Source organism: Pseudalkalibacillus salsuginis, assembly GCF_021646685.1.
GTDB classification, from domain to species: Bacteria; Bacillota; Bacilli; order Bacillales; family Fictibacillaceae; genus Pseudalkalibacillus; species Pseudalkalibacillus salsuginis.
In genome coordinates, this window is sequence record NZ_JAKJHW010000003.1 from 132,892 (window position 1) to 146,236 (window position 13,345).

Consider the following 13,345-nt stretch of genomic DNA (forward strand, 5'->3'; position numbering starts at 1 on the left):
TGAAAAGGAGAGTTGTTGTCAATGTCAGCAGTAAATTTATCCAACATCACGAAAAAGTTCGGAAATGTCACAGCCGTTAAAGAACTTGATTTGAAAATTGAAGAAGGGGAGTTCTTTACATTTCTCGGTCCCAGTGGTTGCGGTAAAACAACAACTCTCAGGATGATTGCAGGTTTCTATTATCCTACTGCAGGAAAAGTGAAGTTCAATGATCGGGATATGACGACAGTTCCACCTGAGAAGCGGAATACGGGTATGGTTTTTCAAAATTATGCCCTTTTCCCCCATATGACCGTTGCTGAAAATGTTGCGTTCGGTTTAAAAGTGCGGAAATTGGAGCGCTCGAAAGTCAAAGAAAAAGTAAAAGAAGTTCTGGGAAAAGTACGTTTGGAAAAATTTATCGATCGCCAAGTCAGTCAATTGAGTGGCGGTCAACAACAACGGGTGGCTTTGGCGAGGGCTTTAGCGATCGAGCCCGATATCCTATTGCTGGATGAGCCTTTGAGTAATCTGGATGCTAGATTGAGAGATGAAATGCGGACAGAAATTTTACGGTTGCAAAGGGATTATGGGATTACTACCATCTATGTCACTCATGATCAGGTAGAAGCATTGTCGATGAGCGACCGAATTGCCGTTTTTAATGAAGGAAGGTGTCAGCAAATCGGTACACCGACCGAGATTTACAATGATCCTGTCAATGACTTTGTAGCGGAATTCATTGGGGAAACGAATCTTTACAATGTCGCTTATGAGAATAATAGACTCCATTGTGCTGACCTTGGGATGGATATTCAAGTCGAGGAGCCATTGGACGAACGACTCAGGAACCAGGAACTGAAAATTTCAATCAGGCCAGAAGCGGTAAAAGTGAGTGATGAAGAGATCACTGGACTGAATGTGTTGAGAGGGAAAGTAAAAATCGTTCAATTTACGGGTGCTGCAGTCCATACGTTGATTGAATTGTCAAAAGGTGTGCAACTAAAAGTCACTACGTTAAATGAGGGTCCATTTACATATCTGCAGGAGGGTGTCGAGGTTGTTCTCCAGCTGCCGCCTGAAAAAATCAGAGTAGTCCCATCAATAAGGGAGAGAGCATGATGTTAAACGCGGAAAACAGGAAGACGGCCTTATTGTTGATCCCGATCATATTGGTTCTGGCTGGATACGTGTTATATCCATCGATCGAAACCACTATTGAGAGTTTTCAAAGGGACGGTACAGCGACACTTAAAAACTATGGAGACTTTTTCGGTTCCAAGGCGTCTTCAAATCTTGAAGCACTCTGGAATTCTGTCTATATCTCCATTCTATCTGTCCTGTTCAGTGCCCTGATTGGTGTCCCACTGGCCTTCATATTCAACCGTTATGATTTTCCGGGACGAAAGTTCTTTTCCGGAGCGGCGATCATGCCGATTGTCCTGCCTTCTTTAGTCGGAGTCATGTCATTCATGTTCCTTTATGGAGAAGCAGGTCTTGTGCCGAACGCATTCAAAGACTTGTTCAATCTCTCGAAGGTGCCATTCAGTATCGGAGGCGTCCCTGGGATTCTATTGGTCCATGCCTATACGATGTATCCCTATTTTTATATGACTTGTTCCTCAGCAATCAACAATATCGACCCTTCCCTTGAAGATGCAGCCTATAATCTTGGTTCCAACCGTTGGACTGTTTTCTGGAAAGTTACTTTTCCTTTGCTGACACCAGCTCTCGTAGCTGCTTCGTTATTGGTATTCATGGTGTCGATGGCATCCTTCAGTGCTCCGTTCCTATTAGCAGGGGGCTTTCGGGTGCTGAGTTTGCAAATCTATTTTTCTAAGATAAATGGCAATTTGGAAATGGCGGCAACCCAGTCGGTCATTCTTTCGGTCGTTTCCATCTCGTTCCTATTATTTATGAGATGGTTCCAGAACCGTCGTGATTACAGGATGGCCAGTAAAGGCATCGGTGCCCACAGAAGTGAGGTAAGCAATCCTTTCTTAAAGTGGACCATGGTTTGTCTCGGAATCGTGGCAATGATCATTTTGCTTTTGCCGCATGCCACTCTATTGATTTTATCGCTCGTACCAGAAGGGACCTGGACATGGCAGATTTATCCGACGACATTTAATCTGGAAAACTACATTCTCTTGTTCAAAGATACGTCGATATGGGACCCTGTCCGGAATAGTCTATTCATGGCGTTTGTTGCGTCCCTTGGGTGTTTTGCGTTCGGAATCATCACTTCTTATGCGCTCGTTAAAAGGAAGTTTATCGGAAAGAATCTATTGGACATCCTTGTCATGATCCCTTGGGCATTGCCTGCAACGGTTGTTGGGATGAATCTGATTTTAGCCTTCAACAAACCGACACCTTTTTCTTTTGGACAAACATTGGTAGGCACCTTCTGGATACTGCCTTTAGCGTACTTTGTCCGGTTCATCCCTTTAGTGGTAAGGTCCACTTCTGCTGTATTGGAGCAATTGGATGATTCGATTGAAGAAGCCGCACAAAATCTCGGCGCAAAATGGTTTTATACATTCCGTAAGATCGTCCTTCCGATCATCATGCCGGGTGTATTGAGCGGGACATTGCTTGCCTTTGTCCAGGCAGTCGGGGAATTTCCGACCTCTGTGCTCCTGTACACACTAAGCAATCGCCCGATCTCGATTGAAATCATGAACCAGTTGCGGATGTTCAACCTTGGACAGGCGGCAGCCTACGGTATGATCCAGGTTGGCTTGATCGCGGTCGTATTGTTCATCTCCTATAAGTTCCTGGGTGTGAAATCTGAAAAAACAATGTAAAAAAAGGTGGGAACAGCGTGAAGACACATAAGGAAAAGTTTGAAGAGCTGGATGGCAGTTCTTTTCCCGGAAAGACTTTTGCGAACGATCTGTTGATGCCTATCTTCCAGTATCAGCGCGCTCATTTATTTGAGAGTATGATGCGGGTCCATCGAGCCCATACCATCATGCTTCAAGAGCAACAAATCATCTCTAAAGAAGAGGCTGAAAAGATTTTATATGCGGTTGATCAAATTTCGATCATAGACTCGAAAACCATCGAATATTCAGCGCAATACGAGGATTTGTTCTTTTTGATCGAATCAAAGATCGCCGAAATCATCGGTGCGAATCTTGCTGGAAAGATGCACATCGCAAAGAGCCGCAATGATATGGGCGAAACGATGTATCGTATGGTGATCCGCGACTATTTGGGCGAGGTCATGGATGAAGTGAAGAAGCTTGGCCAAGCATTGCTGATTCAGGCGGAGGATCATATGGACACGATCATGCCTGCCCATACCCATACACAACCTGCCCAACCGACTACTTTTGGGCATTACCTGGTGGGAATCTATGATAATTTATCGAGGGATTATGACCGGTTAAAAAGAGCCTTCGAGGTGGTGAATCAATCGCCGATGGGAGCTTGTGCGATTACCACGACCGGCTTCAATATCAATCGTGAACGTATGGCTGAACTCCTTCATTTTGACGGAATAGTGGAGAACTCTTACGATGCAATCGCTACAGGGGATTATTTGATCGAAGCCAGTCAGGTGATCATCAGTCTAATGACGAATATGGGACGTTGGATCCAGGAATTCTTGCGACTGGCTTCCAAAGAGGTCGGCCTGTTGAGGGTTTCAGATGCTTATGTTCAGATAAGCAGTATCATGCCGCAAAAAAGGAATCCAGTATCCATCGAACATTGCCGTGCTTTAGCCAGCAGTGCTGTAGGGGAAGGGATGACAGCCATCCAAATGATCCACAACACCCCTTATGGAGATATCGTGGACACGGAGGACGATCTACAGCCACATATCTATCATGGATTCCAAAAATGCTTACGGGTGCTGAGGTTGATGAGAGCGGTCGTTTCAACGATGAGTTTTGACCATGACCGAGCCTATCAACAAGCAAGAGAGAACATGATTACGATTACGGAACTAGCCGATGTACTGGCAAGGAAGTATGAGATCCCATTCAGGGAAGCCCATCATACAGCAAGTCAAATTGCAAGGAAAGCAGATCGCTTAAAGAAAGAGTTGTATGAAATTACGAGAGAAGAAGTCAACCAATGGATGGACGGAATAAAAATCACGCAGGAAGACTGGGAGGAAATCGTATGTCCGAAACATTTCGTAGCCCGGCGAAAAGTTGCAGGTGGAACGAATTCCAAGATCGTTAAGGATATGATCGAAAGGAGAAAATCCCGCTGGTGATCGAAATAGGGGCGGAGTGCCCGTATGCTGCCCCGTTCTTTTTCACTATTATTTTCTACCTGTATCTATCAAGCATTTGATGACAATAGTTGCGATTAGTCAACATATGAAGGTCATTGAAAAGGATTGAGGAATCCCTAAATAAAGGATCCCTTAGCGTTTCGTTGATTAGGAAGGGTAACTAACCAATTGTTAGCCTGGTAAAATCCTTAAGGAGGTGAGCATACAGGCTTGTAATAGGGCACAGTAGTAATGGAAACGTTTGTGCCTTTTTTGAAGGAAGACAGCATAAAAATTTTGGTTGCGGTGAAGTGATGTCTAGCTCCATCGCCCAACCACTCGGATCACTTCAGACCTCCTGCGGCGGCGACACATTGATTCAGGTCGAAGTGTTTACCCACCCAGAGCCAAACTTTGTTTGGTCCGAGCCTCCTCGTCAGACTTCCAGTAACCTTCGTGGTTAACCACCTAAGGCTCAGCCTTTTACCAAGGCTTGGCAAAGCCCGAGTTTTCTTTAGAAATCTACTTTCGAAAGGAGAAATATGGATGTTTCAAAGGAAATGGATGATTGCCTTAAGCTTGCTGATGGTATTGACCCTAATCATCCCTGCTGTTTCAAATGGACAGACACCTCAAGAACAACATGATAAAGAACTTTGGAGTGCTGTAAAGCCTCTTGATACGATAACCAGCTTCTTGAACACAGGAGCACACCCAGATGACGAACCGAGCCACCTCCTGGCATATTTGTCCCGAGGGCTAGGGGTACATACCGCTAGCATGATCGCCAACCGGGGTGAGGGGGGGCAAAATGAGATCGGAGAGGAATTAGGAAATGGCCTTGGCATCATCCGGTCACGGGAAATGATCGAAGCCTCGAAGGTCACTGGAGTGGAAGTCTTCCATCTAAGCGAGACCACTGATGATGAGATCTATGATTTCGGTTTTTCCAAATCCGCTGAGGAAACGCTGCAAAAATGGGGGGAAGAAGAAACCTATGAACGTTTTATCCGATTGATCCGTTCCTACCAACCAGACATTGTAATGCCATCCTTCCGCGATGTCGAGTCCCAGCACGGCCACCACAGAGCAATCACCATTTTGTCGCTTAAAGCATTTGAAGACGCAGCAGACCCTACCGTTTTTCCTGACCAGATTGAAAAAGAAGGGCTCGATACATGGCAAATCAAAAAGTTATACTTGCCCGCCGAATCAGAGGACACAGCAACGGTTGGGATCGAAGTCGGAGGCTATGACCCTGTGTACGACCAAACGTATCCCCAAATTGGAGAAGAATCACGTTATCTTCATAAAAGCCAGGGGATGGGTAGAGAGGTTGAGCCTGGGTCGGAAATGGTCTATTTGGATTTGGTCAAGTCTTCCGTTGGGGACATTCCTGCTCATGAAGAGACACTATTCCAAGGATTGTACTATGATTTTAATGAATATGCTGCAGAATTAAAGAGAAGTGACCGGAAAATCAAACATCATTTGGAAACGCTTCAAGAAGAGCTTGAAGAAGTAATAGAAGCTTATCCAAGCTATAGTGCAGTTTTGAAAGAAACCCACGATGCTTTAAAACAATTACACAGAACAAAACGGTCAGTCACACACTATAATTTTAAAGATGTAGATAAAAACGATCTATTGCACAGATTGAACGTAAAAGAAGAACAGCTGGCGAATGCCAGTAAAGTAGCGTCACAACTAGAAGTATCAACAATACTCGACGCTCCAAATTTAACACAAGGCTCGAGCACGTCAGTAAGTATCACTTTGAAGAATAACGGGGACGAATCCCTGAAGAACGTCACGGCTCAATTAAAGGTGCCTGAGGAGTGGGAAGTAAAGGGGAGCATGGAGGTTAAACATTTAGCTCCTGGGGAAGAAAAGGACCTTGAAGTTACAGTAGAAGTCCCGGAAGATGCTGCGTATTATCAACCTTATGAAGATAGCGCCCTATCCACTGAAGTAAGCTATGAAGTTGGAAAGGAGCCAGTACAACTCCACTATGACCCTGAAGAAACGATAGCCGTTCTTCCAGAGGTTGGACTGAAAGCTGAACCTGATAGCTTGATCGTCAATACTGCTAAAGAGATGAAGGAAGAAACGATTGAAGTGACGGTTACGAATTATTCAAATGAACCTGTGACGGCTGATGTGTCATTGGCACTACCAGAGGGTTGGGAACCACTGGACAGTCAATCAGTTGAATTCGGGGAAGATGAAAAAGTGAAAAAAGTTTCCTTCTCCGTCACCCCTCCTGAAGGAATTAAAAAAGGAAAACTTGAAATTCAGCCAGTGGCGAGTGTTGAAGGCAAGCAAATCAACACGACAGTACAAGAAATCACTTATGATCATATCGGCACGTTTTATTACTTAAGGGAAGCAGCGGTTGATGGCGTTGCCTTTGATTTGAACTATCCAGAGGATTTGAAGATCGGGTATATCGAATCAGGCTTTGATGTAGTCGCCGATCATCTAATCAATGCCGGTATGGACGTCACGAAAATCTCTGAGGGCGAACTGGCAAACGAAGATTTATCCCAGTATGATACCATTGTTACGGGAATCAGGGCCTATCTATCACGTGAGGATCTGTCGAATAATAATGAGCGGTTATTGGACTATGTGGAGAGTGGAGGGCACCTGGTCGTCCAATACAATAAACCATGGGATAATTGGAATGCTGAGTCTACTGCTCCATATCCTTTGACGATTGGACAGCCTTCGATTGAATGGCGTGTAACCGATGAAAATTCTGAGTATCAAATCTTACAACCGAACCACACATTATTGAACTATCCGAACAATATCACTGATGAAGATTGGGAAGGCTGGGTACAAGAAAGAGGATTATATTATCCGATGGAGTGGGATGACCGCTACGAACCACTCGTTAATATGACAGATCTGGACGGGGATACCTTTGATGGAGGAATCTTGTTTACGGATTATGGTGAAGGTAGCTACGTGTATACCAATTTAGTCTGGTACCGCCAAATCCAGAACCAAGTCCCAGGAGGATACCGAATTTTTACAAACTTGCTAAGCTATCCGAAATCTGAATAAAATGGAAAGGCTGTAATAAGGTGTATGTACAAATGTATCCGACACATTATTACAGCCTGCTTTATTTTCATGAAAACACTGTATGATTCCAAAAAATTATATTATAAAAACAATGATAGGTACATAAGACCAAATAAGAAACAACTGATTTATTTTATCTTGAGAATAAAGACATGATTCCTTTTTTCTTTCTTCCTTTAGCGCGACCTCTTAGTAATCTTTTGATATGTTCCGTTTCTTCCATACTCATACCTTCAAATGATCCCTGATATTTTGCAATGAAGTAAGTTCCTTTAGGTAATGTGGAATTATCATAACCATACCCTTCATCAACACTGCACACTAATCGATACCCACTTATTAAGAATTTTTCAACACTGACTGGTGCCCCGATTAACTCTTCGAAGTATGCTAGATCGTTTGGAATTTGGGTTGATTGAGAACGTTGCCCAGGGTTCACAAGTACAACAGATATCTCTCTTATACCCAACATTAGACCCACCTTTCTGGTAAATGAAACCTATAAAATGATTATATAGAAAAGAATTTCGTCTGTAAATTGCTATCTGAAGAAAATATTGTCGGATTTATATGGTAAAAAAATACTATAATCGATCATAGTTAAATAAGTTTATGAACCTATGTTACCATCAAACCCATTCATTGCTCAGAAAATAAACTTTTTTTGACAAAATATTGCGTTTAACGCACTATTATAAAAAGAATAGCTTTCGTTTATTTGTCGTTTTATAAGGGGGAAATATGAATAAATTACTATACATATTTGTTGTTTGCTTTTGTATTGGCATTATTGTCTTTGGTCATTTCCATTGGAAAACAAAAATCAACTCAAAACCTGAGATGCAAAGTGTTCAGGCAGGAAGCATCTATGAGGGCGAACAAGAAACCATTCATAAAGAAGAACTTATTGATCACAATAAGTTGACATCCAATCTATCAGACGAAATACGCGAAAAAGTTATCAACGCAGTAGAGAATGAAGTCCCCGTGCATATGGCAGTCATCGGTTCAGATGCACAATCAAAAGGGGAAAATCCCTGGCCAATCCTTGTTCAAGAAAAACTGAACGAAGAATACGGGGAAGGTGTCTTCAAATTGACTCCATATAGTTTTGGTGAGGAGACTTCCATTCGTGTGCATTCAAGTGATAGGTACGCTGAAATAATAGAGGAACATCCTGATATTGTGTTGCTTGAGCCATTCATTTTAAATGATAACCGGGGACGGATTGCCGTAAAGGATACGAAGACTGCAATCCTCTTAATGAAATCAAAATTACTAGAAAGGAATGAAGAGGCTGTTCTCATTCTCCAACCACCCCACCCAATCTATCAATCGAACAGTTATGATAATCAAGTGGTTGAGATACGAGAGTTTGCTGAAGAAAATGACATCCTATTTTTAAATCATTGGGAAAATTGGCCAGGAACAAGTGATGTAACAATCAAAGAATATGTCCTTTCAGATGACAGTGCTCCTAATGATAAAGGGAATAAAGTGTGGGCAGAGTTTATTAGTGATTATTTCATAGGAAAATGATGAGTTTGGTGTACCCTACTTAGCTAATGACCTATTTAAACGGTAGGCTAAAAAAGATATGAAATACACACTAAGTTACAAAATAATACAAATAGTTAGTAAATTCTACTTTATTTGTAATAATCCTGTAAAGTCACTGTAATCATTATTGTGCTATTATAACTATGGGGACAGGGGATAAGTAGCAAAGTAGAAAGAAAATACCAGATATAGAAAATTACATAACTATCATCATAGATTAGACATATTTCGATTTAAAATACATATCACTCTACTTTTTAACTTACTCCCAATTGGTTTATGACCAGTACCACTAAAATCCAATTGGAGGAGAAGTAATGAAGAAAAAGTTATTACCTATCGCACTTGCAACAGGAATTATGTTTTCTGGGGCTGGACAAGTATTCGGGGCAACAGGAAATCAAATTATCGATACGGGGGATAATTATCTAGGGGCAAACTATCGTTATGGCTCACCAGTAGGAACGACAAGTTCATTTGATTGTTCATCTTTTACAGTGACGGTATTCAAAAAGCACGGTATCACACTGCCAAGATCCAGCAGTGCTCAAGCTAATGTGGGTACAACTGTTTCAAAGTCAAATCTTCAAGTTGGAGATTTACTTTTCTATGATACTGATTTTGATGGTGTCATTAATCATGTATCGATCTATGCTGGTAATGGGAAAATGCTTGGTGCACAGTCTTCAACAGGCGTAGCGTTTGCAGATGCATTTTCACCTTACTACTGGGGATCTCGTTTCGTTAAGGCGCAAAGGGTATTGAACTCTGTTAAACCTGATACCAAGGTTGCTAGTGAAACAACAAAGAGTACTTCATCTAGCTCATCTGACACTTCGGTATATACGGTAAAAAGTGGAGATACGCTTTGGGGAATAAGCTCGAAATATAATACATCAGTATCTAAGTTAAAAGAGTTGAACAACATTTCTTCACACATCATCTATGTGGGGCAAAAATTGAAGGTTTCAGGTACTGCTGCTACTACTGCTGCAAGTACTACTCCAAAATCATCATCTTCTACCAGTGGAACTTATACAGTTAAATCTGGAGATACTCTATGGGGGATCAGCGTTAAGCAGGGTACTACTGTCAAGGCTTTAATGGATGCAAACAATCTATCATCCAGCATGATCTATCCAGGCCAAACGTTTAAGATTCCTAACTAAATAAAAATAAAAATAAAAAAATTCCTTTTAGGTAGTAACCCTACTTAAAAGGAATTTTTTCTTTTATATAAGACAATTTCCTCTCAATAAAGAAATTATGGTGATCTAAGTCTGGATGATCTGAAGTTGTTTAAGCAGTTCCTGTGTCGGGTTTTGGCTGTGTGGCAAGTCGTTGATTGAACTGAAATGTCGTAATACGCCGTCCTCCAACACTAATACATAGTGACAAAGCATCTCAATTTCCTGCAGATCATGGGATGAAAACAGGATCGTCCTGTCCGGTCCTAGTGCTTTTAAAAAAGCAACGATCTCGGTTTTCGAAGGGATGTCGATGCCGACGGTCGGTTCATCCATAATCAGTAATTCAGGATTATGGAGGAGAGCAACAATGATGTTGAGTTTACGTTGCATCCCTCCGGATAACTTATCGACCCGTTCATTGACTTTATCCCTCAACCCGACCATATCCACCAGCTGTAAAATCCAGGCTTCTGATACGTTTCCCGGAGCCATCCCCGCCCAAAATTTCAAGTTTTCTTTTACAGAGATGCTTGTATGGAGCGCGATTTCCTGCGGGACGTAGCCGATTCTGCGCCGGAGCTGCTTTTTCTTTCTGGTCACAGACTGCCCGCTAACGGTGATTTCCCCTTTAGATGGCGTGACTAGTGTGGCAATCATCTTCATTAAGGTCGATTTACCAGCCCCGTTTGGTCCGACAAGCCCGACACGAGCTCCTCGAGGAATCATGAGCTCCACACCTTTTACGACATCCGTACCTTTATATCGTTTGTATACATTTCTAAGTTCGATCATGTCGCATGACTCCTATCCCTAATCCTAATATGATTAACCCAACTCCAAGGCCAACTAGGATAGTTAGTTCAGTAGTTGTATTTGCACGTGATAATCCATTCAAAAACCAGTATTGCGGCGTGTATTGTGATGCGTTGGAAAGGCGGTCAGAAAACTCCTCCAATTTGAAGAAGCTTCCTCCTAATACACCAGTTACAACCGTTATCGCAACGGCTACTAAATGATACAGCAGCGTGCTTTTAAACAAGTTCGCTAGAAAGAAGCTGATTCCAGAACAAGCGACTGCATAGGCGATGAACAGAAATCCGTTTTGCACCATATCTCCTTCTCCAATCAAGAGATAGATGGAGACTGGTAACAGTGTTGCAAGTACAACGGTAATCGAACCAAGCAGGTTTGAGAGATAGCGGGTAAGCTGATTGACCCCGAACATGCCCGTCCTTGAAGCAAGACCGTTCGCTCGCTCTGTCATCACCCATGTTTGCATATAAAAGCTGATCAACATGAGGTAGATACTGAGTATGCCGAACAACAAAGGTTTAATGTTTTTTTCAGTCTTCTGAGTATGAGCTGGTTTACTTGCACTTTCATGTTCGACTGTCATCAGAGGTTCAGGTACCCACTGATCATCGCTGTATTGCCAGGCATATTCATATACATCAGCGCCATCAAATTCGTTTGACAGATATGTGGCGGCTTTACCATTACTCGCCAACCTGATGACCACACTTGCAATATATTCTTCAATCAAACCTGTAGAGATGGCATTGGGTGCTTCCCACAATTGGATAACGTCTTCGATTTTCCCCTGATTTAATTTTTCTTCCATACCTTCAGTAAAGACAACGGCTGCTTCCGCTTGGTTTGTCTCTAAAAGTCGTTTTGCTTCAGTTTCGGATTTTTCGAAGATTTGTAGTGTCTCATTTTCTTTTACACGTTCTATAATCGTATTAACTGTATCGTTTTCTTCCTCTTTTAAGACAATGACAGGGATTTTTAACTGTTCAGATCCTTGAGATAACAATTGCTCAGCAACCCAAAAAACGAAGAGGGGCAAGAGAAGCATCAACAGGAACTGCCAGCGATTACTCATGGCGATTCTCCATCTTGTCCGGATAAAATGCCACATTTTCATGATTGTTTCACCTGCCTTAACACATAGGAAGAGAAGAGGAGGGGTCCTGTCATACCACCTAACACAACAAGACTTGAGAACAGCACATCTTCATTTTCAATAAAAATGGAATGTACTAGGCTAATATGTATCCAGTGTGTCAAAGTGGAAAGATTGAGCCATTCCAAAAATCCAGTGTAGTAGGATTCTGGGAAAATCAAGCTTCCGCCTGCGGCAAAAATAACAATTCCGATGAACCCGATGAAAACACGAATCCCCTCAGCTATAGGAAGATTGGATAAAAAAGTGTACCAGGCACTGATGACTACAATTGTTACGATAAACACTACGAAACTCCAGCCCCAGTGGCCAGTAACCTTTAAATCTGTCAAAATCCATAAAGCGGCTATGATCAGAATTGCATGCATCAATAAAATGACGAATTGAGTAGCGAAGCCACTAAAAACATGAGCTCCAGAAGACACACCAAAAGTTCGTAAGCGTTCCTCAATCCGGGTATTTGTAGATGAAGTCAAACTCATCGTCAGCAGTCCGGTCAACAACAAAAGAAAAATAAAGCCAGAGACACTGTAATATTTGAAGGGTGTAACCCCTTGGAATGACTTGATTTTTTCTTTCTCAAACATGTTATCTCGCCCAAAAGCGAAGGTCGTAAATTCTAAAATCATTTGATCTGAAACTTCCGTCACATAGGAATGGCTAAGGTTTTGTTCTTTTAAATAATCATAAATCGTATTAACGCCACTTTGTGCCGCACTCACTAAGTCCGCAGCACTATTCATCATCTCTTGGAAGAGAGCAGATTGAAAGGGCCTTTGTTCATTACCAATAACAGTAACAGGTTTATTGTCACCATAGCGGATTCCATTGGCGAAACCTTCAGGAACGATCAGAATAGCAGCGATTTTATTTTCTTCTAACAGTCCTTGGGCTTTTTCTTCATTAACTGTCCGGAAGGTAATCAATGCTTGTAGTTCATCATCATCCTGGAATTGCTGGATCAACAAACGTGTTTCAGGGCTGTCATCTTTGTCCACAACCGCTACTTCAAAAGATGGAAGCAAGGACTCCGACTTGATTACATTTTCAAGACCATAAAGTAAAAAGCCGATGAGAGCGAAGGGCATTAAAAAAAGGACCACCCACGTGATTGGCTGACGGAAGATCTCTTTCAGTTGTGTCTGTGCAAGTGTGAATGCTCTCATCTTGATCTCCTATTTATCAGTGTAAAAAGAAGGCAAGTGTGGAGGTTTCTCAGACACTTGCCTTGCTTCGCATTTAAAGAAAGTATAACTTTCTTCAATATAAGTGTAACTATGACTCAGCCTGCGCCAAAGGCTTGGCTTTGCCAAGTTTTCTTTATTT

10 protein-coding genes are annotated in these 13,345 nt (G+C 42.1%); 6 read left to right on the plus strand and 4 right to left on the minus strand.

All coding sequences use genetic code 11. The features are described from left to right. The first annotated feature begins 21 nt into the window (after positions 1-21). From L1611_RS10100 to L1611_RS10115, 4 genes are all read left to right on the plus strand, one after another. Positions 22-1,101, plus strand: a complete 1,080-nt coding sequence (locus tag L1611_RS10100) for an ABC transporter ATP-binding protein (RefSeq protein WP_236312972.1) — start codon at positions 22-24, stop codon at positions 1,099-1,101. Continuing rightward, positions 1,101-2,786 (plus strand): ABC transporter permease, encoded by a 1,686-nt coding sequence (locus L1611_RS10105; protein ID WP_236312973.1) that lies wholly within the window; start codon positions 1,101-1,103, stop codon positions 2,784-2,786. Before L1611_RS10100 ends, L1611_RS10105 begins: the two co-directional genes overlap by 1 nt. Positions 2,787-2,803: 17 nt before the next feature. Next, a complete protein-coding gene (argH, locus tag L1611_RS10110; RefSeq protein ID WP_236312974.1) occupies positions 2,804-4,210 on the plus strand; it encodes an argininosuccinate lyase in 1,407 nt (468 codons plus the stop codon). A 546-nt stretch (positions 4,211-4,756) separates the two neighbouring features. After that, positions 4,757-7,282 (plus strand): NEW3 domain-containing protein, encoded by a 2,526-nt coding sequence (locus L1611_RS10115; protein ID WP_236312975.1) that lies wholly within the window; start codon positions 4,757-4,759, stop codon positions 7,280-7,282. A gap of 154 nt (positions 7,283-7,436) precedes the next feature. On the opposite strand, the gene L1611_RS10120 is transcribed toward L1611_RS10115, so the two are convergent. Further along, complete coding sequence (locus tag L1611_RS10120) at positions 7,437-7,775, minus strand: polysaccharide deacetylase family protein (RefSeq protein ID WP_236312976.1); 339 nt, start codon at positions 7,773-7,775, stop codon at positions 7,437-7,439. Between the two features lie 269 nt (positions 7,776-8,044). Between L1611_RS10120 and L1611_RS10125 the strand changes: the two genes are divergently transcribed. Beyond that, positions 8,045-8,842 carry an SGNH/GDSL hydrolase family protein gene (locus L1611_RS10125; RefSeq protein WP_236312977.1) on the plus strand — a complete coding sequence of 266 codons (798 nt, stop codon included), beginning with the start codon at positions 8,045-8,047 and terminating at the stop codon, positions 8,840-8,842. Positions 8,843-9,180: 338 nt separating this feature from the next. Next, complete coding sequence (locus L1611_RS10130) at positions 9,181-10,032, plus strand: C40 family peptidase (protein ID WP_236312978.1); 852 nt, start codon at positions 9,181-9,183, stop codon at positions 10,030-10,032. A 105-nt stretch (positions 10,033-10,137) separates the two neighbouring features. Here L1611_RS10130 and L1611_RS10135 read toward each other — a convergent pair whose 3' ends face one another. The 3 genes from L1611_RS10135 to L1611_RS10145 are packed head-to-tail and all read right to left on the minus strand — an operon-like array spanning position 10,138 to position 13,185. Continuing rightward, positions 10,138-10,845: an ABC transporter ATP-binding protein gene (locus L1611_RS10135; protein WP_236312979.1), complete on the minus strand. Its 708-nt coding sequence runs from the start codon at positions 10,843-10,845 to the stop codon at positions 10,138-10,140. Further along, on the minus strand, positions 10,832-11,980 hold the full coding sequence (locus L1611_RS10140; RefSeq protein WP_236312980.1) for an ABC transporter permease: 1,149 nt from the start codon (positions 11,978-11,980) through the stop codon (positions 10,832-10,834). The genes L1611_RS10135 and L1611_RS10140 overlap by 14 nt, the downstream gene beginning before the upstream one ends. Further along, positions 11,977-13,185, minus strand: coding sequence for an ABC transporter permease (locus L1611_RS10145; RefSeq protein WP_236312981.1), 1,209 nt, complete (start codon positions 13,183-13,185; stop codon positions 11,977-11,979). The genes L1611_RS10140 and L1611_RS10145 overlap by 4 nt, the downstream gene beginning before the upstream one ends. Positions 13,186-13,345: the final 160 nt, after the last annotated feature.

Coding starts and splice junctions, on each gene's coding strand:
- L1611_RS10100 (WP_236312972.1), top strand. CDS start 22: ATGTCAGCAGTAAATTTATCCAACATCACGAAAAAGTTCGGAAATGTC.
- L1611_RS10105 (WP_236312973.1), top strand. CDS start 1,101: ATGTTAAACGCGGAAAACAGGAAGACGGCCTTATTGTTGATCCCGATC.
- L1611_RS10115 (WP_236312975.1), top strand. CDS start 4,757: ATGTTTCAAAGGAAATGGATGATTGCCTTAAGCTTGCTGATGGTATTG.
- L1611_RS10120 (WP_236312976.1), bottom strand. CDS start 7,775: ATGTTGGGTATAAGAGAGATATCTGTTGTACTTGTGAACCCTGGGCAA.
- L1611_RS10125 (WP_236312977.1), top strand. CDS start 8,045: ATGAATAAATTACTATACATATTTGTTGTTTGCTTTTGTATTGGCATT.
- L1611_RS10130 (WP_236312978.1), top strand. CDS start 9,181: ATGAAGAAAAAGTTATTACCTATCGCACTTGCAACAGGAATTATGTTT.
- L1611_RS10135 (WP_236312979.1), bottom strand. CDS start 10,845: ATGATCGAACTTAGAAATGTATACAAACGATATAAAGGTACGGATGTC.
- L1611_RS10140 (WP_236312980.1), bottom strand. CDS start 11,980: ATGAAAATGTGGCATTTTATCCGGACAAGATGGAGAATCGCCATGAGT.
- L1611_RS10145 (WP_236312981.1), bottom strand. CDS start 13,185: ATGAGAGCATTCACACTTGCACAGACACAACTGAAAGAGATCTTCCGT.